Annotated in this window: 10 protein-coding genes; 5 read left to right on the top strand and 5 right to left on the bottom strand. The window is 66.9% G+C overall.

Annotated elements, in window-relative coordinates; translation table 11 throughout:
• The 3 genes from HZY97_RS06075 to HZY97_RS06065 form a co-directional block, all read left to right on the top strand.
• Nucleotides 1-893 (top strand): acyl-CoA dehydrogenase (locus HZY97_RS06075; RefSeq protein ID WP_180141536.1); only part of this gene is annotated, 893 nt, incomplete at its 5' end.
• Between the two features lie 35 nt (nt 894-928).
• On the top strand, nt 929-3,358 hold the full coding sequence (locus HZY97_RS06070; protein ID WP_180141534.1) for a glycoside hydrolase family 2 protein: 2,430 nt from the start codon (nt 929-931) through the stop codon (nt 3,356-3,358).
• Nucleotides 3,358-4,557, top strand: a complete 1,200-nt coding sequence (locus tag HZY97_RS06065; protein WP_180141532.1) for a serine hydrolase — start codon at nt 3,358-3,360, stop codon at nt 4,555-4,557. The genes HZY97_RS06070 and HZY97_RS06065 overlap by 1 nt, the downstream gene beginning before the upstream one ends.
• Here the strand turns inward: HZY97_RS06065 and HZY97_RS06060 are convergent.
• The gene (locus tag HZY97_RS06060) at nt 4,550-4,942 is read right to left on the bottom strand and encodes a hypothetical protein (protein WP_180141530.1); all 393 of its coding nucleotides are present in this window, start codon (nt 4,940-4,942) and stop codon (nt 4,550-4,552) included. The genes HZY97_RS06065 and HZY97_RS06060 overlap by 8 nt on opposite strands.
• 256 nt (nt 4,943-5,198) lie before the next feature.
• On the opposite strand from HZY97_RS06060, the gene HZY97_RS06055 reads away from it, so the two are divergent.
• Nucleotides 5,199-5,501 carry a hypothetical protein gene (locus tag HZY97_RS06055; RefSeq protein ID WP_180141528.1) on the top strand — a complete coding sequence of 101 codons (303 nt, stop codon included), beginning with the start codon at nt 5,199-5,201 and terminating at the stop codon, nt 5,499-5,501.
• Here HZY97_RS06055 and HZY97_RS06050 read toward each other — a convergent pair.
• From HZY97_RS06050 to HZY97_RS06035, 4 genes are read right to left on the bottom strand one after another with little or no spacing between them, the layout of a single operon-like run.
• On the bottom strand, nt 5,498-6,013 hold the full coding sequence (locus HZY97_RS06050; RefSeq protein ID WP_180141526.1) for a GNAT family N-acetyltransferase: 516 nt from the start codon (nt 6,011-6,013) through the stop codon (nt 5,498-5,500). The two genes, HZY97_RS06055 and HZY97_RS06050, sit on opposite strands and share 4 nt — an antisense overlap.
• Nucleotides 6,014-6,028: 15 nt before the next feature.
• Nucleotides 6,029-6,556: a phage tail protein gene (locus tag HZY97_RS06045; protein ID WP_180141524.1), complete on the bottom strand. Its 528-nt coding sequence runs from the start codon at nt 6,554-6,556 to the stop codon at nt 6,029-6,031.
• A gap of 12 nt (nt 6,557-6,568) precedes the next feature.
• The gene (locus HZY97_RS06040; RefSeq protein WP_180141522.1) at nt 6,569-7,072 is read right to left on the bottom strand and encodes a phage tail protein; all 504 of its coding nucleotides are present in this window, start codon (nt 7,070-7,072) and stop codon (nt 6,569-6,571) included.
• A 10-nt stretch (nt 7,073-7,082) separates the two neighbouring features.
• Nucleotides 7,083-7,601: a phage tail protein gene (locus tag HZY97_RS06035; protein WP_180141520.1), complete on the bottom strand. Its 519-nt coding sequence runs from the start codon at nt 7,599-7,601 to the stop codon at nt 7,083-7,085.
• 248 nt (nt 7,602-7,849) lie between these two features.
• On the opposite strand from HZY97_RS06035, the gene HZY97_RS06030 reads away from it, so the two are divergent.
• Nucleotides 7,850-26,275 carry an S-layer family protein gene (locus HZY97_RS06030; protein ID WP_180141518.1) on the top strand — a complete coding sequence of 6,142 codons (18,426 nt, stop codon included), beginning with the start codon at nt 7,850-7,852 and terminating at the stop codon, nt 26,273-26,275.
• Nucleotides 26,276-26,484: the final 209 nt, after the last annotated feature.

Below are 26,484 nucleotides of genomic sequence, written 5' to 3'. Positions count from 1 at the left end.
GCGAACTGGTCGGCCCCGAACTCGGCGGCATCCGCGCCATGTTCACGATGATGAACAACGCGCGCCTCAATGTCGGCCTGCAGGGCGTCCAGGTCGCCGAACGCGCCACCCAGCGCGCCGTCGCCTATGCCCGCGAACGTATCCAGGGCTACCGCGACGGCCAGCAGGTGGCGATCGTCGAGCACCCGGACGTCCGCCGCATGCTGCTGCGGATGAAGGCGCAGACCCAGGCCGCTCGCGCGCTCGTCTATTACGCCTTCGGCCAGCTCGACCGTGCGCGCGCCGGCGATGCTGCCGCCGACAAGCGCGTCGAGCTGCTCACCCCGCTCGCCAAGGCGCATGGCACCGATCTCGGCAACGAAGTCGCCAGCCTCGGCGTCCAGGTCCATGGCGGCATGGGCTATATCGAGGAGACCGGTGCGGCCCAGCATTTCCGCGACGCCCGCATCACGCCGATCTACGAAGGCACCAACGGCATCCAGGCCGCCGATCTTGTCGGGCGCAAGCTGCTCGGCGACGGGGGCGCTGCGCTCGCCGATCTGCTCGACGAGATGCGTGCGGACTCCAGCGGCGCCGAACTGCTCGGGCTGATCGACGATTGCGCCGCGATCATGCGCCATTTGCTGCAGGCCGATACCGATGACCGGCTCGCATCGAGCTATCCGTTCCTGACGATGTTGTCGGTCGCGGTATGCGGCTGGCTGATGGAGCGCCAATATGCGGTCGCGGCCGGTCCCGACGCCGGCCCGGACACGCCCTTCCTCGCGATGAAGCGCGCCGCTGCATCCTTTTATGGCGATCAGATCGTGCCGGAGGCGCGCGGGTTGCTGCGCGCTGCGCTGTCGAATGCCGATATTCTTTATGAAGTGAATGCGGAGGCGTTTGCCGCCTGATCGGCGCGCCTTTCCGGAACAAAGAGGACTGGAAGATGAGCACATTCGTCAGTGCCTGGCGGATACGCGATTTTGCGCCCGGCGAAGGCGCGTCCGCCGGTGCTGCTGCGGGGCAGGGCGAGGGCTGGATTCCCGCCAGTGCCTCCGGCGACACCTATCGCGCGCTGATCGATGCGGGCCGCCTCGCCGATCCTTATGTCGGCCGGAACGAGGCCGAGGCCGCCTGGGTGCGCGACCGCGAATGGTGGTGGCACACCAATGTCGAGATCGGGCCGGATGCCGAGCTGGTGTTCGAAGGCCTCGACACCTTCGCCGACATCTATCTGGACGGGACCCTGCTCGGGTCCGCGGACAACATGTTCCGGAGCTGGCGGTTCGACGCCCCCGCCGGCGCGCACGACCTGGCGATCTGCTTCCACCCGACGATGCTCAAGGTCGCCGGCGGCCCGCTGCCGGTCTTCCCCGGCTTTGCCGATCGCATCAGCCACTCGCGCCGCACCTTGATGCGCAAGGCGCAGTTCGGCTGGGGCTGGGACTGGGGTCCCGACCTGCCCACCGTCGGCATCTGGAAGCCGGTGCGCATCGAACCGCGCACTCCGACGCTCCGGAGCCTGAACTTTGCGACCCGCGCGATCGGCACCTCTGCCGAGGTCACTATCGATCTTGACCTCTCGGCGCCTGCTGAGGTGGCCGTGAAACTCCTTGATCCCAAAGGCAAAGTCGTCGCCGAAGGGGCGCGTCACGGCTCTGGCCAGCTCGAACTGCGCGTCCCCGATCCCCAGCTCTGGTGGACCGCCGACCTCGGCGCGCAGCCGCTCTATACGCTGGTCGCCAATATCGGCGGCAAAACAGTTCATTACCGCACCGGAATCCGTACGCTCGAACTCGATCAGTCCCCCGATCCTGACGAGCCCGGCACCATCTTCTTCCGCTTCGTCCTCAACGGCATCCCCCTCTTCGCCAAGGGGGCAAATTGGGTCCCTGCCAGTTCCTTCGTCGGCGCTATTCCCGACCGGTCCTACACCGACCTGCTCGAACGCGCCGTGGGCGCAAACTTCAACATGATCCGCGTCTGGGGCGGAGGGGTCTATGAGCACGACATCTTCTATGACGAGTGCAACCGGCTGGGGCTGCTGGTGTGGCAGGACTTCATGTTCGCCTGCGCACCCTATCCCGACGATAACCCTGATTTCGTTGACAATATCCGCGCCGAAGTTGCCGAGCAGGTCGCGCGTCTCCGCCATCACGCCTGCCTCGCGCTTTGGTGCGGCAACAACGAAAACCAGGCCATCCAGTTCTTCGCCGACCACGCCACCAGCACCGTCACGCCGCTCGCCGGGCAGTTTCTCTATGACGAGCTCATCCCCGGCATCCTCGCCGATCTCGATCCCAAGACGCCCTATTGGCCGGGAAGTCCCTGGGGTGGGCCGAGCCCCAATTCGATGCGCGGCGGCGACGTCCATAACTGGACCGTCTGGCACGGCATCCCGCTGGTCCCCGATAAGGACGCGGTGGGGGTCAGCGACAGCTCTCCCAAGGGCGTGGCCTTCACTCGGTATGCCGAGGATTTTGCCCGCTTTGTCAGCGAGTTCGGCATCCAGGCCGCACCCGATATCGGCACACTCAAGCGCTGGATGGCACCCGAGGATCTCAAGCTCGGCAGCGCAGGATTCCTCGAGCGGATCAAGGATGTCGCCGACAAGGCGAGCGCGATGATGATCCCCGTCACCGGCCTGCCGGAGACGCTTCAGGACTATGTCGCCTTCACCATGCTCACCCAGGCCGAGGGGATGAAGTTCGCCATCGAGCATTACCGCCGTCGCAAGCCGCATTGCTCGGGCGCCTTGATCTGGCAGCACAACGATTGCTGGCCCTGCGTGAGCTGGAGCCTGATCGACTATGACGGCGTCGCCAAGTCGAGCTGGTATGCCACCCGCCGCGCCTTTGCCCCGGTGCTGGCCTCCTTCCGCATCGACGGCGACAGTGCCGAGCTCTGGGTCACCAACGACACGCTCGCCCCGGTCCGCGACACCGCCACCATTGCCCTGGCGCGGCTGGCGGGCGGCACCGAATGGGAAGAGCAGGTGCCGCTCGACGTGGCGCCGAACAGCAGCATCTGCGTCTGGCCCGGCCCCGTCGCGCTTTCCGCCGAGCATGTGCTGACGGTGCGCAGCGCGGGCGGCACATTCCCCGCCAATCGGGCGCTGCTGGCGCCGGTCAAGGATCTGGCGCTGGCGCCCGATCCCGGGTTGGAGGTGACCCACGAGCAGGTCGGGGAAGGGCTCGCGCTCACCCTCACCGCCGAACGCTATGCGCTCGCCGTGCACCTGCGTTCCGACGACCCCGCGCTGCGCTTCGAGGACAATCATTTCGATCTCGCGGGCGGCGAGCAGCGGACGATCCTCGTCACGCACAGCGGCGGTGGCGAGGTGCGCCGCGAGGCGATTGAGGTCTCGAGCTGGTGATGGACCGCGTCGCCCCCGAGCAGGTCGGCCTCACCAGCGAGGGGCTCGATGCCGTCGATGCCGCGGTGCAGGCGCAGATCGATGCGGGCGTTGTCGCCGGCGCGGTCACGCTGACGCTGCGCCACGGCAAGATCGCCCGCATCCGCATCCTCGGCGTCGACGACGTCGAGACCGGCGCGCCGCTCGCCGAGGACGCGATCTTCCGCATCTTCTCGATGACCAAACCCGTCACCGCCACCGCGATGATGATCCTCCACGACGAGGGGCTGTGGCGCCCCGAGGACCCGGTCGCGCGTCACCTCCCTGAACTTGCCGGTCTCAAGGTGCTCGAGGGCGACGCGCTGGTCGCACCCGATCACCCGCCGACCATGGCCGAGCTGATGACCCACCGCGCCGGCTTCGGCTATGGCCTGACGCTCGGCGAGTCCAAGGACCGGATCGAGGCGCTTTACCGCGACGCGGGCATTCTTCAGGCGCCCGACCTGAACGAGATGGTCGCCCGCCTTGCCACCGTGCCACTCGCGCATCAGCCCGGTACGCTGTGGCGGTACAGCCTGTCGATGGACGTGCAGGGCGCGATCATCGAGCGGCTGAGCGGGCAGGGCCTGGCCGACTTCATGCGCACTCGCATCTTCGAGCCGCTCGGCATGACGGACACCGGCTTCTTCGTCCCGCCTGAGAAGCGCCACCGCCTCGCCAGCCTCTATTTCAAGCCTTTGGAAGGTCCGCTGGAGAAATGGGCGGTGAACCCGATGCGGCCCGACCCGGACAGCGAACCCGGTCTCGCCATGGGTGGGGCGGGCCTCTATTCGACCGCGCTCGATTATGCCCGCTATGCTCAGATGCTGCTGAATGAGGGTGCGCTGGACGGCCGCCGGATCGTCAGCAGTGCGGGCGTTCGCGAGCAGATGACCAATTGCCTGCCCGATGCGCTGCTCGAAACCCGCTTCGTCGCCGGGCACCAGAAATTCCGGCCCGGTTTCGGCTATGGCTATAACGGCGTGGTGTTCACCGACCCCGAGCTGGCGGGGATACCGGTGGGGCGCGGCACTTATCATTGGGACGGTGCCGCGGGCACCTGGTTCTGGGTCGACCCCGAGAACGACCTGGCATTTGTCGGGATGATCCAGCTGCTATCCTATGCGGCACCGCCGCTGCAGGAGATGACTCAGAAGCTGATGGCGGCCGCCTTCAGTTGAGTACGGCGGTAAGGACGCCCTTGCCGGCGACCGTGCTCGACAGGCCGAGGAACAGGTCGAAGCTGCCCTTGGTGGCGTTCGACAGCTGATAGGTCTTGCCACCCACCGGCGCCTGGCCCGCGGCGGTCTGGAAGGTCGCGTAGAAAGGCTGATGGCGTGCCAGGTCCGAAGGGCGCGAGGCATCGGCGATGCGCTCGATGCTGGCCAGCACGGCCGCGACCTTGCCGGTGTCGGTGGTGATCGTGAAAGCGGTGCCGACAAGCTTGTCCCACTCGCTGGCTTCGGACGCCGTGAGCACCGGACCGCTGGGCGTGGCATCGGCGGTCGGGGTGACGACGCTGCCGGAACCGCCGCCGCTGCAACCGGCGAGTCCTGCGCCGGCCACGGTCACCAATCCCCCAACAACGAAGCGTCGACGCGAGCTGTAAGTCATTGTTATCGTGCTTTTCACACGGCCAAGCCGAAGTGCGACGATTGCGCACGGCCTTTCCCCCGAAATGGATGCTTACCATTTCGTTGCCCACACTGCACGCCGTGAATCGTCCCGAAAACCGGCCCATCGCGGGATTGGCACCGCTGCCATGACATGCCTATAGCGGCCAGGTTGCGCGCGGGTTCGCGCCGCAGGGGGAGTTAGCGGAATGACGCTCGATACCGGCCCGGCACCGCTTACGCTCGCCGATTTCGAGCCGCATGTCGGCGCGGATTTTGTGGTCGCGACTCAGTCTGGTGGCGTGGAGCTCAACCTGACCCAGGCGACGGCGCTCCCGCAGTCGGTGCGGGAGCAGGGCGGGTTCCGGCTCGAATTCGCAGGGCCGGCGCAGCCCGTGCTGGGGCAGGGGATCTTCGGTTTCCCGGTGGAAGGCGTTCTGCACGAGATCTTCATCGTGCCGATCGGCACCGGCGCGGAAGGCCGGGTCCGCTACGAGGCTATCTTCTTCTAGGCCGGCTTCGCCACGCGCGGCGTGCCGATTTCCATCAGCTCATAGACGCCCTTGTCTTCGGCGACGGCGAAGCCGAGGCGCAGATAGAGGCGTCGCGCGGGATTGAACTTCTCGACATGGATCGAGACGCCCTTGCCTGCAGCAGCTGCCCATTCGATCACGTCGCGCAGGATCGCGGCGCCGATCCCCTGGCCGCGCGCAGCCGGCATTAGCGAAATGTCGACGATGCGCAGTTCGTGCGCCCACGCGTCGACATAGAGCCGGCCGATCGCGTTGCCGCCCTGCTCGAGGATCAGCCGCTCGGCGTTCGGATAATAGGTCTGGTAATGCTGGTGCTGGGCGCGGTGCTGCTGCGTCAGGAAGGCATGCTTCTGCGCGTCCGGCCAGTCGCTTAGCGCGAGTTCCTCCTCTCGCGTGGACAGGTATAGCGCTTCTATGAAATCGAAGTCCTCGGCCGCGTACGGGCGATAGGCGAGGCTGAAGCGGGCGGCGTTGTGCAGCGGTGGGGGCATGGCAAAGCGGGCGGATCAGCCCCGCGGCGGGAACACGCCCTGCAGCGCGATGCAGAAATAGAAGGTGAGATAGGGCTGCATGTTGTTGTGCGGCAGGTCGCCGCCGGCCGGCGACAGCGCCTGGGGCGCCATCGTCACCAAATTGGTGTTCGTGGTCGTCTGGTACAGCGAGCCGCCGGTAGAGGTTGAGATGGTCACGCCATTGGAAAGCGTGCCCTGGGTGGCATCTTCCACCGACCCGCGCAGCGTGTGCGAGTGGTTCGGGATTTCCGATTCGAGCAGCTGGACAGTTTCGACGCCGCCTTCCTCACCAAGATCGTGCAGCGAAAGGCCGGGCCCCTGGCCCGGGTGCATCGGCGCACGTCCCTGCAAGTCCGGCAGAGAGAAGTTGCTCTTCCCGTTGCCGCCATAGGTGGTGCCGAGCAGCGAGAAGAGCGCGGTGTTCTGCGAGAGCGGCAGGAGCTGGCCATCGCACCACGCCCAACCCTTGGGGGCGAAGTTGAACGGGAAGATCCGGATCTCGGCGACGAAGGGATCGGCCATGGTGCGTTCCTGTCAGTTCTGGCTCGGGAAGATGCCGAACAGGGAGATGATGTAGTTGACGCAGAGATAGGGCTGGAAATTGGTGTGCGGCTGGTTGCCGCCGATCGCGGTGATCGAATTGGCCGACATCGCAGTATCCGCTGCCTCACCCGAATAGAGCTTCACCAGCGTCGAGCTGGCGAGCACATTGTTGTTCGGGTTTGCCTGGGTGCCGTTGCCCGAGGCGCCCAGCATCGGGTGCGAATGTGACGGGATCTGGTTGATCGACAGCGTCACTTCCTCGACACCGCCGGTTTCCGCCAGCGTGTAGCCATTGCCCTGATGGATAGGCAGGCGGCCGCGCAGATCGGGCAGCGCGAACGTCGACTGGCCGTCACCGCCATAGGTCGTGCCGATCAGGTTGAACAGGGTATCGTTCTCGGAGATGGGCAGCAGTTGCCCCTCGCAGAAATTCCATCCGGCAGGTGCGAAGTTTCCGGCGAAAATGCGAAGCTCGCCGACATAGGGCTGTGCCATGGAGCTTTCCTCAGTTCGGGGACGGGAAGATGCCGGCTACCGCGATGCAGTAACCCAGCGTCAGGAAGGGCTGCATATTCTGATGCGCCTGGCTGCCGCCGTTACTGGCCACGGTGCCGGCATTGAGTGCGACGGCCGCCGGCGTGAAGCCGGTGGCATAGGCGTTCCCCGGTTCGGCGGCGAGCACATAGCCGGTGCCGCCGAAATTCGGGTTCACTGCGTTGCCGTTCGCGTTCGAGGCCTGGAGGCGGTGCACATGGGTGGGAAGCTCGCTGATCGACAGCGTGTGCGCTTCCTCGCCGCCGCGCTGGCCCAGCGTATAGCCATTGCCCACATGGATCGGCACGCGCCCACGCAGGTCGGGCAGTGCGAAGGTGGTCTGGCCGTTGCCGCCAAAGGTGGTGCCGAGCAGCGAGAACAGGGCCTGGTTCTGGTTGATGGGCAGGAACTGGCCGTTGCACTGTGCCCAATTCTTGGGCGCGAAGGTGAACGACATCAGCCGAATCTCCCCCATAAATGGTTCCGCCATGCGCCGCCTCCCCCGAAATCTCACAGTGGCCTAACCGAAACGGATTGACCTGACCATAGCGCTTCGGCCGCACTGCCCTAGTTTGGGGCAGTGCCCCGCTTTGGTGCGCTATCCGTTGATGTACGTATGAGTCTCCTTGAGGCGGCGACTGCGCAATGATAGCCGTGCGAAAGGCGTCATACCCCTTCGTCGAGTCTTTGGCACATGCGCCGGAGCCTGTGGGTAGTGGCGATTCGGGGGGATTGCCTGTGAATAAGCTCCATCGCGGACGCTTGCTGCTGTCGACGTGCCTGACGGGCATTGCTCTGGCCGCGGCGCCCGGCGCGCACGCACAGGACAAGGACCCCAACTGGCAGCCGCGCGCTGAAGTCGACGCCCGGGCGGCGGATGGCAGCAGCCAGGTTTCCTTCGAGCTTTTCGCGCCGGTTGCGCAGAACGATACGAGCCTGATGTTCGTCGCGGGCCGGATCGGCACCGACGAGCGCTATGACCGCAACGGATCGGTCACGATCGGCGGGCGCGGCAAGATCGGCGAGGACGTGGCGATCGGCGTCAATGCCGGCGTCGACTTCTACAAATCCGATCTCTCGAAGCGCGACGTCACCGCGGCCTCCTTCGGTCTCGAAGCCTTCACCTCGGTCTTCGATCTGCGCCTGAACTATCGCCTGCCGGTCACCAACCGCAGCACGATCGGTTTTCTCGATCCCAATGCCAGCCCCGCGGGCGTGCTCTCGGTCGAGAACAACCGACTGATCGAGCGCAAGAGCGGCTGGCGGCTCGAAGACGTGCCGATGGGCGGCGCGAATGGCGAGATCGGCGCGACGGCGCCGCTCGGCAAGAATCTGAGCGTGCGCGCCTCGGCAGCGGGCTTTGACTATCGCGACGATGCCGCGAGCAAGGCCTATCGCGGCGTCCGCGGCGGGCTTGAGCTGGGCGTCGAGGATCCGCTCGGCACCGGCGGACGCTTCTCGCTCGGCGCCGAACTGCAGAACGACAATCGCTGGGGCACCCAGGCGCGCGGCACCATCCGACTGTCGATACCCCTCGGCCATGGTTCGCGGGATCGCAGCGCGGGCAACACCGGTCTCGATCGCCAGATGGGCGACCGGATCCGCCGCGACTATGTCAGCCCCTCGGGCACGCGCTACACCGATCTGACCAGCACCAGCTTCGCGGTCGACGCGCGCACCGGCGCGGCGTTCGGCGGCGTCTATTATGTCAACGGCGCGGCTGCGGCAGCAGGTGCGGGGACCAGCGCCGCCCCGACCACGCTGGGCGACGCCGTCACGCGCGCGGGCGCCAACGGCATCGTCGTTGCACTCGGCAATGCAGGCAACATCGCCAGCGGCGGCGTGACGCTTGCGACCAACCAGTATCTCGTCGGCGGCGCGAGCAGCGTCGATGTGCGCCATTCGAACGGCACCGTCACTGCCTTCAGCTTCGGCGGCTCGAACGGCACGATCGTCGGCAACAACGCGCTCGGCGCATCGGTCACGCTCGGCCAGGGTTCGGTGGTGCGCGACGTAACCGTGCGCGGCAGCGGCTCGGGTATTCTTGCGAACGGCGTGGGCGGATTCTCGCTCGAGCGGGTGACGATCGAGAATACCGGTGCGGCCGGCCTCACGCTCACCAACACCACCGGCGCGGTGGTGATCGACGGGATCACGGTCCGCGGCGGCGCGGGTGTCGGCGTGGTGGTCAATGGCGGCAGCAACGTCACGCTGCGCAACTCGACCATCGGCGGCGGCGCAGGCGCGATTGATATCAACGATGCCGGCGGCAACCTGACCACCACCCTGTCCAGCCTCACGCTGTCGGCGACCGGCGGCAATGTGCTCGATATCGACGGTTCGGGCGCAGGCACGGTTACCGTGGCCGGCCTTTCCGGGATCAATATCGCCGGTGGCAATGGCGAGACCGGCGGCTTCGCAGCGCGCTTCGTCACCTTCGATTCGAGCACCACGGCGGGCATCCAGGCGGTCAACGCCGGCACGATGCAGGTCGGCACCACTGCTGCGCGCTTGAACGGCGCCGGCGTTTCGTTGACCGAAGTCGATGGCGCGCTCAGCTTCGCCACGCTCAACATCGCCAACAATGGCGGCACGGGCCTGACGGTCAACAACACCAAGAGCGGCACCTTCACGCTCACCAACACCACCGGCACGGTCGACACCACTGCCGGCACTGCGCTCAACCTCGATCCGTTGCTGATCGACCTGAACTTCACCGCCGTCCGTTCGATCGGCGCGGCGGGTGCGGGCATCATCCTGAGCAACGTGCAGGGCGCGGGCACCGGCGGCAATGCGCTGGCCATCGGCACGCTGACGATCACCAATAGCGGCCAGCAGGGTCTCTACATCACCGGCGGCTCGACCGGCCTGGTGACGATCGGCGGCGGCACGATCACCAACAGCGGCGGCGCCTCGGTGCAGCTCGGCCAGTCAGGCGTGGTCGGCAGCGGCGGCACGATCGGGCTCAATTTCGGCGCCGCGATCAGCGATACGGGAGCAGGCCCTCTCGTCTCTATCTTCAACATCGGCGGCGCGATCCGCTTCACCGGCGCGATCAGCGGCGCGGGCCCGATCACCATTGACGGCACCACCGGCACCTCGAGCATCGCCTTTGCGGGCAGCACGACGATCACCGGCGCGAGCGGCACGGCGATCTCGATCAACAATCTCGGCGGCGCGCTGGGCTTCACCGGCACGGTGACGATCACCAACCCGACGGGCAGCGGCATCGCGATCGGTAACACGCTCGCGGGCTCGAGTGTCACGTTCGCCGGCGCCACCACGATCACCGGCGCGGCCTCGCCGGCGCTCTCGCTCAACAATCTGGGGGGCAGCACGGCCTTCACCGGCCTGCTCACCATCGCCAACCCGGCAGGTACCGCGATCGTCATTGGCACCGTGCCGGGCGGCGTGACCTTCGGCGATGTCGACATTACCGGCCTGGGAGCCGCCACCGGCGTCAACCTTACGGGCACGCAGGGCAACGTCACCTTCGGCACGCTCGACATTACCGGCACCGGCGCAGCCGGCTCGACCGGCATCGACATGACCGGCGCGTCGAACGCCGGCGCGATCGCCATCAACAATCCGAGCGTGATCCAGGGCGTCGACATCGGCGTGAACCTGACCAACGCGCATATCACCGGCAGCTTCCGCTTCGGTGACGGCAATGCCACCGGTGGCCTGCAGAGCCGCATCACCGCCAACACGGTGATCGTGGTCGCTGGCATGGACGCGACCCATGGCACCTACAACTTCGCCGACGTCCAGCTCGACGGCAACACCAACAACATCACCGGCGGCAGCTTCACCGCTTATTATGTGCTCGCCGGCGCAACCGGCGCAGGCACCGCGACCGACCCCGGCAGCATCGCCGGCGCGGCGGCTTCGGGTGCGCAGTATATCGTGCTGCTCAACAACCCGGCCGGCGGCCAGGACGTGATCGACACGACTCCGCTCGGCGGCTCGCTGAACCTGGGCACCGGCCAGTCGCTGGTCAGCTTCCTCTACACCGATTTCTTCGCAGTGACCGGCGCGACCGTGCCCGCGAACCTGATCGTATCGAATCTCGGGCCGACCGGGATCACCAACACCTATACGGGCTCGGGCGCTGCGATCCTAAGCGGCAGCGGGGGCGTCACGGTCAACCTGACCGGTAACAATGCGCGTATCGACGGTGTGATCATCCAGAACACCGCCGGTGTCGGCGTGGTCAGCGCGGGCGTGTCCAACGCGATCATCCAGAATTCGAACATCTCGGGTGCCGGCGGTGCGATCTCGATCACCGATGGCGGTGCGGCCGCGTCCGCAACGCTTACCAACCTCAACCTCTCGGCGAGCGGCGGCACTGCGCTGGCGCTCAGCGGCGCCGGAGCGGGCACGCTCAACGTTTCGGGGACCGGCATCAACGTCGCCGCCACCGGCGCGGCGCAGGGCCTGGTCGTGGCGGATGTCACGGTCGGGACGCTCGATATCGGCTCGGTCACGACCGGCAATGCGGCCGGCACCGGCGCGGTGCAGGTGACGCAGGCAGCCGGCGGCACGGTGAACATCGGCAGCGTCGCAGTCGGCGGCACCACCGCCGGCGTGGGCCTCGGCATCGCCAACAATTCGGCGACGGTGAACGTCGGCGCCGTCACCACCACCAACACTGCGGGTATCGGCGTCGTCGTTTCGGGCAACACCGGCAACGTCACGCTCGGCGCGATCACGGCCACGAACAGCGGTTCGGACGGCGTCCGTGTCACCGGCAACAGCGGCAATGTCGCGCTCGGCGCCGTGACGGCCACCAACGCGGCGGGCGCGGGCCTGCGCGTCTCGAACACGACCGGCAACGTCACCGTCGCCAACGCGTCGATTACCGGCGCCGCCAGCGGCATCGAAGTCTCCAACCTGTCAGGTAACCTGACGGTCGGCGCGACGAGCATTGCGAACAGCACGGGCGCCGGCATCCTGACCAATGGGGTGGGCGGCAACGCGACCTTCGGCGCCACGGCCATCGCCAACAGCGCGGGCATCGTGCTGGGCGCGGGCAGCACCGGAACGATCAAGTTCGGCGATACCGACATCACCGGCCTGGGCGCGAACCAGACCGGCGTCGATGCGCGCAGCAGCGGCGGTACGGTCAGCTTCGCGACGCTCGACATCACTGGCACTTCGACCACCGGCACACGCGGTATCGACCTCACCGGCGCCACCTTCGCCGGCAGCCTGATCGTGAGCGACAGCAGCACGATCACCGGCGTCGGCACCGGCATCGACCTCACCAACGCCGCGATTACCGGCAGCTTCCGCTTCGGCGACGGCTCGAACACCGATGCCGACGGCGCCCACTCGACGATCAACGCGATCACGCCGATCGCGATCGGCGGCCTCAACCAGGGCGTCGGCACCTATAATCTCTCGGATGTGGCGCTGATCGGCGACACGACGAACCTCGCGACCAATCCGGTCACGCTGTTCTTCGTCGAAGCAGGGCGCACCGGCACCGGCACCATGACCGATCCGGGCAGCCTGGCCGCGGCGCTCGCCGCGAACGCTTCCGTCATCGTGCTGCTCAACAACCCGACGGGCGGCAACGACGTGCTCGACGTTGCGGGCCTCGGCACCTTCACGCTCGACGCCAATCAGCGGATGATCGGCTTCCTCAACGGCGATACCCAGACCGTTGGCGGCGGCACGCCCGCGAACCTGTTCCTCTACGGCATCACGCCGGGCATCGTCACCAATCCCTATGCCGGCTCGGGCGCAGCGTTGCTGACCAACACCGGCGCGGGCGCGACGATCACGCTGTCGACCGGTTCGTCGCTCGATGGCCTGCGCATCGGCGGTGCGGGCATCGGCGTTTCGGGCATCGGCACCGCGAACGTCTCGATCACCAATTCGGTGATCTCGGGCGGCACCGGCGCCATCATGCTGCGTGACGGTGGTGCTGCCGCTTCGGCGACGCTGACCAATCTCGCGCTGTCGAGCACCGGCGGCACCGCGCTCAACCTGCTCGGCACCAATGGCGGCACGCTCTCGCTCAGCGGCTCGGGCCTTTCGATCGCGGCGACGGGCAACGCTCGCGGCGTGGCGATGGACACGGTCACGCTGGCCGGCAATCTCGGCTTCACGACGGTCTCGACGCTGACCTCGGCGGGCTCGGGCGTCTCGCTCGCGAACAACATCGGCACCGGCGGAATCAGCTTCACCAGCATCAATGTCGGCGGCACCTCGAGCCTGTCCGGCGTCCGCGTGGTGGGCAACAGCACTGCGATTAACCTCGGCAATGTCACCGTGGGCGGCACGACGGGTGCGGGCAGCTACGGTATCGAGGTCGCCAACAACCCGGGCAACGTCACGCTCGGTACCTTCAACATCAGCAACACCGGCGCGGGCGGCCTGCTGGTCTTCGGCATGCCCGGCACCTTCACGGCGGCCGGCGGCACCGTTACCAACAGCGGCACGATGGGCATCGGTATCGGCGATGTCGACGGATCGGTGACCTTCACCGGCGCAGTGACGATCACCAACCCCGGCACTGCGGGCGTCGCCTTCAATACCGGCAGCACCGGCACGATCAATTTCGCGGACGTCGACATCCTGGGCGTGGCGGCGAACCGTCGCGGCGTCGATGCACGTCTCGCCTCGGGCAACATCACCTTCGGCACGCTCGACATCACCGGCGCCTCGGCCACCGGCACGCGCGGCATCGACCTGACCGGCGCGACCTTCAGCGGCAACCTGATCATCGCCGGCAGCAGCACGATCACCGGCGTCGGCACCGGCGTCGATATGACCAACGCGGCGATCACCGGCAATTTCCGCTTCGGCGACGGCTCGAACACCGACGCCAACGGCGCGGGTTCGACGATCAACGCCACAGTTCCGCTTGTCGTCGCCGGGCTCAATGCCATCACCGGCACCTATGATTTCGCCGACGTCAACCTGGTCGGCGATACCAGCAGTCTGGCGACCTCGGTGAGCACCTATTGGGTGCTCGCGGGTGCGAGCGGCGCGGGCACGCGCGGCGATCCAGGCAGCCTGGCAGGCGCGGCGGCTTCGGGCGCAGACGTCGTCATCCTGGTCAACAACCCGGCCGGTGGCACCGACACGATCGATGCCAATGATCCGACCTACGGCACCGGCGGCACCTTCACGCTGCTGACCGGCCAGCAGCTGCGCGGCTTCCTCAACGGCGACACGATCACGCTGCCGGGCGGGGCGCCGGCGAACGTGGTGCTCTACAACATCGCCCAGGGCTTCGTGACCAATCCGTTCACCGGTTCGGGCGCGCCGACGCTGACCACCAGCGCGGGTGGCGGAGCCAACACGGTTGTCGTCGGCAACAACACGCTGATCGACGGCGTGGTGATCGCCAATGGCGGCACCGGCACCGGCGTATACGGATCGGGCGCGAGCAACGTCACGATCCGCAACAGCAACATCTCGGGCGCAAACAGCGCGATCGACTTCAGCGACGGTGGCGCCGTCGCCAGCCTCGCGCTCAGCAACCTGCACCTGTGGGCGAGCAACAGCTCGATCGCGCTTGCGGCGTATCTGGCAGGCGGTGGTTCGACCACCGTTACCCAGCTCTCGAACATTACGATCGAGGGCGGTCATGGTGAGGCGGGTGGCGCCTATTTCGCTGGCGCGATCTTTGATGCCGATACCGGGACCGCTGGTTTCCAGACGGTCAACGCGACGATGCAGATCGGCTCGGCGGGCACGCGCGTCACCGGTACGGGCCTCCAACTGGCCAACGCGGCCGGCGCGCTGAACCTCAGCGCGCTCGGAATCTACAACCAGGGCAACGACGGCTTGCACCTCACCGGCACGGCGTTGAACCTCAGCAGCGCCGCGGGCACGATCGACACCGTCAACGGCACCACGCTCTCGCTCGGTGGGGCGCAGACCGACCTGATACTCGATAGCATCGTCCATTCCGGCACGGGAGCCGGCGTCGCCATTGCCGGCCTCACCGGAACGGGCACGGGTGGCCGCGCGCTGCAGGTCGGCACGGTTACCGCCAGCTCGACCAACAGCGGCGGCATCGCGGTTTCGGGCAACGTCAACGGCGCGATCAGCTTCGGCGCGGGATCGAGCATCGCCAACACCGCTGGTACGTCGATCGCGATCGCCAGCGGCACCGGCACGCTCGATTTCACCTATGACGGCAGCGTCACCCAGAGCAGCAACGCGGCGTTGCTCGGCGTCTCGGGGCATAACGGCACGATCACCTTCGGCGCCGCCAGCAACCTTTCGGCCACCAACGGCACCGGCCTGCAGTTCAGCAACGCCGACGGCACCTATGCCTTCAACGGCACGATCGCGCTCAATGGCGGCGACGCCGGGATCGACATCCTGGCTGGTTCGGCGGGCAGCTTCACCTTCGGCACGGGCACCAGCATTACCAGCCCGACGGGAACCGCCTTCGCGATCGCCGACAGCACGGCGAGCGTGACCTATAACGGCAGCATCACCCAGGCGAACAACGCCGCGCTGGTCTCGGTGCTCAACCATTCGGGCGGCACAATCGCCTTCCAGACCGGCACGCTGAGCGCGACGGGCGGCACGGGCCTGCAGTTCGACAATGCCGACGGCACTTACAACTTCACCGGTGCGGTAACGCTGAACGGCGGCGATGCAGGCATCGATATCCTGAACGGCTCGGCGGGCAGCGTGACGCTGGCAAACGGCTCGATCACCAGCCCGGGCGGGGCGGCGGTCACTGTTTCCGACAGCACGGCCAGCCTGAGCTATACCGGCAACATCACCCAGGCGAGCAACGCGGCACTGGTCTCGGTGCTCAACCATTCGGGCGGCACGATCGCCTTCTCGGGCGGCACGCTGGGTGCCACCAACGGCACGGGCCTGCAGTTCGACAATGCCGACGGCACCTACAACTTCACCGGTGCAGTGACGCTGAACGGCGGCGATGCGGGCATCGATATCCTGAACGGTTCGGCGGGCACCGTCACGCTGGCAAACGGCGCGATCACCAGCCCGAGCGGGGCGGCGGTCACTGTTTCCGACAGCACGGCCAACCTCAGCTATACCGGCAACATCACCCAGGCGAGCAACGCGGCTCTGGTCTCGGTGCTCAACCATTCGGGTGGCACGATCGCCTTCTCGGGCGGCACCCGTAGCGCGACGGGCGGCAGCGGGCTGACGTTCGACAATGCGGACGGCAGCTACAATCTTGGCGACCTGGCGCTCTCCGGCGGCGCACGTATCGCGCTGCTCAACGGCTCGGCCGGCACCTTCACCTTCGGCAATGTCGACATCACCGGGCTCGCGGCGAACACCACGGCCGCGAACCTGACCGGTGCCACCGGCAATGTCACTTTCGCCACGCTCGACATCACCGGCGCCTCGGCCACCGGCACGCGCGGCATCGACATGACCGGCAGCACCACTGCCGGCAACGTGATCATCAGCGGCAGCAGCCAGATCACCGGCGTCGGCATCGGCGTGGATCTCACCAACGCGGCGATCACCGGCAACTTCCGCTATGGCGACGGTTCGAACACCGACGGCAATGGCGCGGCGTCGAACATCACTGCGGTCACCCCGCTGATCATCGCCGGCCTCAACGGCGGCAGCGGCACCTACAATTTCGCCGACGTCAATATGAACGGCGACACCACGAATCTGTCCGTGTCGGCCTATTTCGTGCTCGAGGGCGCGACCGGCACCGGTTCGCGCAGCGATCCGGGTTCGCTTGCGGGCGCCGAGGCGGCGGGCGCCACCTACATCGTGCTGCTCAACGATCCGACGGGCGGCAACGACACGCTCGACGCAACGGCCAATGCCGGCGGATCGCTCGATCTCGCGGGCGGGCAGATCCTGCTCGGCTTCCGCGACACCGACAGCTTCACTGTCGGCGGCGGCGCGCCGGCCAATGTGCTGCTTTTCAACGTCCAGACCGGCGTGATCTCCAACCCGTTCGCGGGCTCCGGCGCTCCGACGCTGACCGCGAGCGGCGCCAACGCGACCGTCACGCTGGGCGGCGGCAACATCATCGACGGCGTCATCATCGCCAATTCGGGCACCGGCGCGGGCGTGCTCGGCAATGGCGCCGCTGCCCCCATTACGATCCGCAACAGCACCATCTCGGGCGGCGCGGCGGGTGCGATCCGCATCTACGACAATGCTGCGAATGTCGGCCTCGCGCTGAGCAACCTGACGCTCGCTGCGAATGGCGGCAACATCCTGAACCTCGACGGCAGCGGCGCCGGCACCTTCATCGTGTCGCAGATGTCGAACCTGACCGTCACGCACACGACCGAGACCGGCGGCTTCGTCTTCAACGACCTGACCTTCGATTCCGATACGGTGGCCGCCGGCATCCAGGCGGTGAATGCCGGCGCGCTGACGCTCGGCACCACGGGTTCGCGCATCACCGGAACTGCGTTCAGCCTGACCAACGTCACCGGCACGCTGAACTTCACCGATCTGAACATCGCCAACAACGCCGGCACCGGCCTGATCGTCGCCAATTCCAAGGCGAACAACTTCATCCTCGGCACCACCGGCGGCGCGATCGACACCACCAATGGCACCGCGATCAACCTTGATCCGCTGACGATCAACATGGTGCTTGGCTCGGTCGGCTCGACCGGCGGCGTCTATGGCATTCTGCTCGATCAGGTGGAGGGCAGCTTCACCGTCACCGGTGCAGTCAACGTCACCGGTGCGACCAACACTGCGATTTCGGTCGTCGACAACACCGCGCAGACCGACGCGCTCGATGTCCACTTCCAGGGCGCGGTCACAGTCGCCAACACCAGCGGTGCGGGCGTCTCGCTCACCAACAACGCCGGCGCGACGGTCGACTTCACCGGCGGGCTCGGCATCACCACCACGACCGGCGCGGGCTTCACCGCCGGCGCCGGCACTGTGACTGTGACCGGCACCGGCAACACGATCACGGTCGGCGATGCCAGCGCGCTCAATCTGGGCGGCACCACGCTTGGCGCTGCCGGCGTGTCCTTCGACAGCGTCACCGCGGCCCCGACCGTAAGCACCGCGCTTCTTGTGACCAACGCCACGCTGACCGGTGCGCTCAACATCGGCGGGCTGCACGTCACCGGCGCGGGCACTGCTGCGACCTTCAACAACCTCGGCGGCACCGGCGGCGTCAACCTGACCGGCACACTCGACCTCGACACGACCGGCATCGGCCTTCAGTTCAGCAACGGCGTCGGCACGATCAACATCGCCAATGTCGCAGGCTCGGCACTGACCATCGACGGCGCCTCGCGCGCAGTCTTCCTCAACGGCATGACCAGCGGCACGGTGAACATCGCCAGCGCCGCGGGTACTGCGTCGATCGGCGCGACCACCAGCGCGACCACTGCGGCGATCGCATCGACCGGCAGCGCCGGCACGCTCAACTATGGCGGCACCATCGGCGCGACCGCCGGCTCGGTCCTGGCAGTGAGCAACAGCACTGGTGGCATCACGCTGGGCGGGGCGATTACCTCGACGAGCGGCGGTACCGCATTCAACTTCACCGACGCGGACGGTACCTATCTGATCTCGGGCGACGTGAGCCATGCCGGCGGTGCGGGCGTCGCGGTCGATGCGGCCAGCAGCGGCGCGATTACCTTCTCGGGCGCCGCGAAGGCGTTCAACACCGGCACGAATACCGCAGTCAGCGCGAACGGCACCGGCACGCTCGCCTTCACTGGTGGCGGGCTGGATATCGACACCACGTCGGGCACGGGCTTCTTCCAATCCGGGGGCACCGTGACCGTTACGGGCGCCGGCAACACGATCACCACCGGCAGCGCCCCGCAGGCGCTTGGGTTGGGCGCCACCGTAGGCGCCGCCGGGGTCACCTTCGACAGCATCACCAGCGCGCCGGCCGGCGGGGGGATCGCGGTTCTCGTGGGCGGCGCCAACCTGGTGGGCGCGCTCAACATCGGCGGGCTGCGCGTGACGGGCAACGGGCAGGCGGCCTTGTTCAGCGGCATCACCGGCACCGGCGGCATCAACCTGACCGGCACGATCGACCTCGACAATAGCGGGATCGGCCTGCAGTTCACCAACGGCGTCGGCACCGTCAACATCGCCAACACCGCCGGCTCGGCGCTGACAATCGATGGCGCTTCGCGTGCGATTTATCTGAGCGGCATGACCGGCGGCACGGTCAACATCGCCAGCGCAGCGGGCACCGCCGCGATCGGCGCGACCACCAGCTCGAACGTCGCGGCAGTCGAGGTAGCCAACAGCAGCGGCGGCACGCTCAATTACGGCGGCACGATCCGGGCTACTGCCGGCTCGGTGCTGTCGGTGACCAACAGCAGCAACGCGGTCACCGTCGCCGGCACGATCACCTCGACCACCAGCGGCACGGCATTCAACTTCAACAATGCCGACGGCACCTATCTGATCTCCGGGGCGGTCAACCATGTCGGCGACCGTGGCGTGCTGGTGAACAACGCCAGCAGCGGCACGATCACCTTCTCGGGCGCGAGCAAGATCTTCAACACCGGCGCTGCCGTTGCCGCGATCGACATGGGCGGTACCGGCCTGCTCGCCTTCACCGGCGGCGGGCTCGACATCGATACGACCAGCGGCGTCGGCTTCAGCGGCGCCACCGGTTCGATCACGGTCAGCGGCGCCGGCAACACGATCACCAGCGGCACCGGCGCGGCACTGGCTCTCGCCAACGCCACCGTGGCGGCAGGCGGGATCACCTTCGACCAGATCACCGCAGCTCCGGCCGCGGGCACTGCGGTCGGCCTGAACGGCGTCACCCTCACCGGCGCGCTGAACATTGGCGGGCTCACGGTCTCGGGCGGCGGCAACGCGGTCGTCCTGACCAACCTGACGGGTGCCGGCGGCGTCAACTTCACCGGCGCTACCGACATCGACGGCAGCACCGGCTTCAACTTCCTCGGCACCGTCGGGACGGTCAACATCGCCAACACTGCCGGCTCGACGTTGACCATCGACGGCGGCACGGTCGGGATCGCCTTCAACGGCGTGACCAGCGGCACGGTGAATGTCGCGAGCGCGGCGGGCACCGCGTCGATCGGCGCGAGCGCCAGCACGACCACTGCGGCGATCTCGGCGAGCGGCGACACCGGCGGTACGCTCAACTATGGCGGCAGCATCAACGTCACTACGGGCAACGTCGTCTCGGTGTCGGGCAGCACGAGCACGCTGAACCTGGGTGCGGGGGCGATCACTTCGACCACCTCGGGCATCGCGTTCCTGTTCGCCAATGCCGATGGCGTCTACAATGTCGGCGGAACGGTCAGCCATGTCGGCGGCGCCGGCGTTGTCGCCGATCCGCAGAGCAGCGGCGCGATCACCTTCTCGGGCGCGTCGAAGACCTTCAGCACCGGCGCCAGTGTCGCGATCAATGCGGGCGGCACCGGATCGATGACGTTCACCAACGGCGGCCTGGGCATCACCACCACCAGCGGCAACGGCGTGAGCGCGGCCAACAACGCCACGCTGGTGATCACCGGCGCGAACAACACGATCTCGACGACCATCGGCAGGGCGCTGAGCTTCAACACGATGAAGGTCGGCACCGGCGGCATCAATTTCGCCACGATCAACGTCAATGGCGCGACCGATGGTATCGTGCTGAACGGGGTCTCCGCCGATCCGGGTGCGACGATCGCGCTCGGCACGGTGAACCTGCAGGGCATCACCGCGCGCGGCGTCGATGTCGGCGGCACGCTGGCGGCGGGGCTGACGATCAGCGATCTCGACATCGGCTTGAACAGCGGCACCGCAGTGGCGTTTGACCTGAACGCGGCGACGATCGGGGCCTCGATCACCGTCGGCGACTTCGACGTCACCAACGCCGCGGCGGCCGGCACCAGCATCGCGGTCGACCTGCGCGGCGCCACCGGCGGCGCGGTCCGTCTGGGCGATGCCAGCGCGGCGGGCAATTCGAGCACGATCGCGAACGTCGGCACCGGCATCTATCTCGACGGCACCACCAACCTCGCCTTCACCTATGGCGACGGCGAAGCCGGTACCGATGCTGCCTCGACCATCTCGGCGATCACCGCGATCGACGCGACCGCCGCGCCGGCCTCGGGCAGCTACGACTTCCGCGACGTCACCTTCGCGGGCAGCCCGGGCACGGGCTTCGGCGTCAACCACATCTATTTCGTCGATTCGGACGGCGCGACCGGCGGCGGCAACGGCAGTGGCTCCGACGCCGCGAACCCGATGACCCTCGCCGCCGCCGAATTGCTGGCGGGCGCGCAGGACATCATCGTCCTGGTCAACAACGGCAACGTGATCAGCGCGGCGGGCAGCAACGGCAACGACTCGCTCGTCATCGCCTCGAACGTGCAGGTGCGCGGCTTCGGCGATGGCGTGGGCGGCGGTGCGGGCAGCGGCAGTGCGCCGATCGCGCTCACGCTCACCGTGCCTTCGACGATCTTCCTGTCGGGCGGCACGTCGATCAACATCGCGGATCCCACCGGCAACGGCGCGGCAACGCTCACCACGGCGGCGGGCGGCAGCGCGATCACGCTGGGCGCGACGGGCAACAGCCTGGCGGGCTTCATCCTGAGCGGCAATGCCGGCACGGCGTCATACGGCGTGTTCAGCTCGGGCGGGACCGGCGCGCAGCTGAGCAACCTGACGGTGAACGGCTTCGCGATTGCGGGCATCGGCCTGTTCTCGTCGACCAACGCCACGGCCAACAACATCCTGGCCGCCAACGATCTGGGCGCCGATATCGCGGTCTCCGGGTCCGGCCTGACGATCAGCAACTTTGCCAGCACCGGCGCTGGCGGCAGCGCGCTGAACTTCAACGGCCTCAGCGGCACCACCACGCTGACCAACATCAACATCACCGGAGCAGCCCGCGGCCTGCAGTTCGCATCGACGACGGGCACGATCAACGCGACCAATGTCGACGTCACCAACAACTCGCTTGCCGCGATCAGCATCCTCGCTGGCACGGCGGCGTACAATTTCGACACGACCAGCTCGATCACGCAGGGTGGTGCCGGCGCCGCGATCAGCATCACCGGTGGCCACAGCACCGGCGCCTTCACCTATGCCGGCACGATCAACGCGACCAACGGCACCGGCCTGCAGTTCGACAATGCGCACGGCACCTACAACTTCACCGGCACGACGACGCTGAATGGCGGCGACGCCGGCGTCGATATCCTCAACGGCTCGGACGGCACATTCAGCTTCGGCACGGGCGTGAACATCACCCATGCAGCGGCCGGCGACGCCTTTGTCCTCACCGGCAGCAACGCCAACCTGACCTATTCGGGCAACATCACCGACAGCAACGGCTACGCCGTCCGCATCGACAATCACGATGCCGGCACGGTGACGTTCGGCACCGGCACGATCAGCTCGAGCGGCGCGGGCGCGCTCGGCGTGAGCGTGACCAACAGCAATGGCGGCACGATCACCTTCAGCGGCCAGACGACGCTGTCGACCCAGGCCAACAACGCGCTCACGCTGACCGGCAATGCTGGCGGTACGATCGCGTTCACGCCCGACCAGGGCAACTTCCTCAGCCTGGACGTCACGACGACCAGCGGCACGGCCTTCACGATCGCCGGCGGCGGCACGATCAACGTGTTCGGCTCGAGCAACATGATCACCACCGGTTCGGGCACGCTGCTCGACATCAGCAACACCTCGGCGGTCACGTCGAACCTCAACCTGAATTTCCTGACGGCCAGCAACACGCTGGGCGCCAACGGCATCCTGGTCAGCCGCACCGCGGGCTCGCTGACCGGCTCGGTCAACATCTCGGCAGGCGCGATCACCGCCACCAATCGCGGCGTCGACATCGATGGCGGCACGCTGTCGCTCGCCTATGGCGGCAGCATCACCACCAACGGCACGACCGCGCGTTCGGTGGAGATGACCAACATCAGCGGCGGCTCCAATCAGTTCAGCGGCAACCTCACCGACACTGCGCTGGGCATCAACGTCGCCAGCAACACTGGCGGCGCGATTGCCTTCTACGGCCAGAGCATCGCGCTCAACACCGTGGCCAATGCCAATGCGGTGACGCTCGCCGGCAACACCGGCACCAGCATCACCTTCTCGTCAGCGGCGGGCGGCAACGGCGTCGACATCGTGGCGTCGGGCACCGGCAACGGCATCGACTTCACCGGCGGCGGTACGCTGACTGTCTACAGCTCCGGCAACTCGATCCAGACCGCGAACGGCCAGATCCTCAACCTGGTCAACGGCAATGTCGGCACGCTCGGCCTCGTGTTCGACTCGCTTACCAGCACCGGCTCGACCAACGGCAGCGCGATCAACATCAGCAACGTCGACGGCGGCACGCTGAGCGCCACCACCGTCTCGATCGCCGGCACCACCGGCGCAGCGGCGGACGGCATCTTCTACGGCGGCGGATCGACGATGAACGTCAATCTCGGGGCCGTTACGATCGCCAATACCGGCGACGAAGGCATCGAGGTCAACGGCACGGGCAACGGCACCTTCACCGCCAGCAGCGTGACGATCGACAACACCGCCGGCAACGGCGTCGAGATCAACAATTCGAACAACACCGTAACCCTGAACGGCGGCGCGATCGGCGGCTCCAACGATCCGAGCGGCTTCGGCGTCTACGTCCTGAACGGCACCGGCGCGGTCAGCATCGGCGCCTCGATCGCCAAGACGACCGCCGGCAATGTCGTGCAGGTCGACAATCACGAGACCGGCACGGTCACCTTCTCGGGCAACATCAGCGCCACCGGCGCCGTCGATAACGGCATCCTGGTGCAGAACGTCAACTCGGGCAGTGTGACCTTCTCGGGCGGCACCAAGACGCTCACCACCGGCGGGAACACCGCCGTCGATCTGAGCACGAACAATACAGGCGGCACGATCAGCTTCACCAATGGCGGGCTGGCGATCACCACCCTCAGCGGCAGGGGCCTGAGCTTCACCGGCGGCGGCACGCTGAACGTCACCGGCAGCGGCAACACGGTCCAGACCGCGACGGGCCAGATCCTCAACCTGGTCAACGGCAGCGTCGGCGCATCCGGCATGACCTTCGACTCGCTGACCAGCACTGGCTCGACCACCGGCAGCGCGATCAACATCAGCAACCTCGACGGCAACTCGATGAGCCTCGGCACCGTCAACATCGCCGGCACTACCGGCGCAGCCGCGGACGGCATCTTCTTCGGCGGCGGCTCGAGCACCAATGTCACCGCCGGTGCCGTGACGATCGTCAATACCGGCGACGAAGGCATCGAAGTCAACGGCGCCGGCAACGGCACCTTCTCGGTGACCAACGCCACGATCAACAACACCGGCGGCAACGGCGTTGAGCTCAATGCCTCCGACAACAGCGTGACGATCACGGGCGGTGCGATCGGCGCCACCAACGATCCGACCGGCTTCGGCGTCTATGTGCTGAACGGCACCGGCGCGGTCAGCATCGGCGCCGCGATCACCAAGACGACGGCCAACAGCGTGGTGTTCGTCGACAACCATGAGACGGGCAACGTCACCTTCTCGGGCACGATCAGCGCGACGGGCGGCTTCAACAACGGCATCGTCGTCCAGAACGTCAATTCGGGCACGATCAGCTTCAACGGCAACACTACGCTGACCACCGGTGCGAACACCGCGGTCAATCTGCTCAACAACACCGGCGGCACGATCAGCTTCCCGAACGGCGGGCTCGTGATCACCACCACCGGCGGCACCGGTTTCAGCGCGACCGGCGGCGGCACGGTGAGCACCGCGGGCAGCGGCAACAGGATCACCTCGACCTCGGGCACTGCGCTCAATGTCGTGAACACCACGATCGGCTCGGCCGGGCTGCGCTTCCAGAGCATCTCGTCGAACGGTGCCGCCAGCGGCATCATCCTCAACAACACCGGCACGTCGGGCGGCATCAACGTCACCGGCACCGGTGCGGCAGGTTCGGGCGGCACGATCCAGAACTCGACCGGCGATGGCATCAGCCTGACCAGCACCGAGAATGTCCGCCTCGCTTACATGAACGTCACCAACAACCTCGGCGACGGCATCGGCGGCTCGACGGTCAACGGCTTCGTGATCGACAACATGCTGATCAGCGGCAATGGCGACGATGCCGGCACCGATGAATCGGGCATCAACATCACCAACCTGTCCGGCACCGCCTCGAACGGCGCACGGCCGACCGGCATCTTCAACTCGACGATCCAGAACAACAACGAGTTCGAGGTGCAGATCAGCAACTCGACCGGCACGCTGACCAACTTCCAGGTGGTCAACTCGACCTTCGCGTCGAACGGCGTCGGCATCAACGGCAACGGCACCAGCCCGCACGGCAACATCTTCAACTTCCTAGGCACCGGCACCTCGCAGATGGGGATCAGCGTCTCGGGCAGCAACTTCACCGGCAACTGGAACGCGGCGAGCCCGCCGACCACGATCGTCGGCAGCGGCCTGTTTGCCGACAGCTCGGGCACCAGCATGACCGTGCAGGTTAGCGGCTCGTTCTTCACCAACACCAACAACGGCATCAACGTCTCGACCGGCCCGGGCTCGACGACGCTGACCTACAACATCGATGGCAACACCTTTGTCGGCACCCGCTCGACGGCGATCAACGACTTCCAGAACGGCAACGCGCCGTTCACGCGGACGGTCAACGGCCGGATCACCAACAACATCATCGGCAACAACGCGGTGACCAACTCGGGCTCGAATGTCGGCAACGGCATCAGTATCGGCAACGAAGGCGGCGTGAACGCCAACTATCTGATCAGCGGGAACACGATCCAGCAGATCCAGACGTCGCAGGGCATCGTGGTCAATGTCGGCCTGGTCGGCCAGGCAACCGGCAACCTCACCACCAATGTCACGATTCTCAACAACACGATTCGCAACATCAACGGCAGCCGCGGACTTCTGATCAACAATAACCAGAATACGGGTGGCTTCCCGACAGTGAACGTCAGCGTCTCGGGCAACGGCTTCTCGGGCATCGCCGGCCAGGCGGGCAACGGCCAGTATATGCGCCTCTCCGCCAGCGGCGGCGGCACGATCAACGTCACCCAGGGCCAGGCGACCGCCAGCGCGATCGCCAGCGAGCTCGACGACGCCAACAGCTTCAACGACACGACCAAGATCAGCATCGGCACCGGCACGTTCAACTACGGCCAGCCGGCGCCGACCCAGCCGCCGGCCTCGGTGCCGCTGCCCTGATCGGCGGCGCCTTGAGCGCGAATTAGGGAGAGCCCGGCACCAGCGGTCGCGCGTGCCGGGCGCCCCGTCGCACAGTAGAAAATAGCTGTGGAAAGTGTTTTGGGGCAAAACGCCGGTTCTGCTCTGGAAAACCGCAGGATTGCGCAGAAGCCGCGAAGAAAACGGCTCCGTAACGATAGATTTCAGGCCCCGAGAGGCGAGTGACACGC

This window comes from Sphingomonas sp. R-74633, from assembly GCF_013416555.1.
Taxonomy (GTDB): Bacteria; Pseudomonadota; Alphaproteobacteria; order Sphingomonadales; family Sphingomonadaceae; genus Sphingomonas.
The sequence above is the reverse complement of the archived record's forward strand: the minus strand, read 5'-3'. Positions and strand labels throughout refer to the sequence as shown.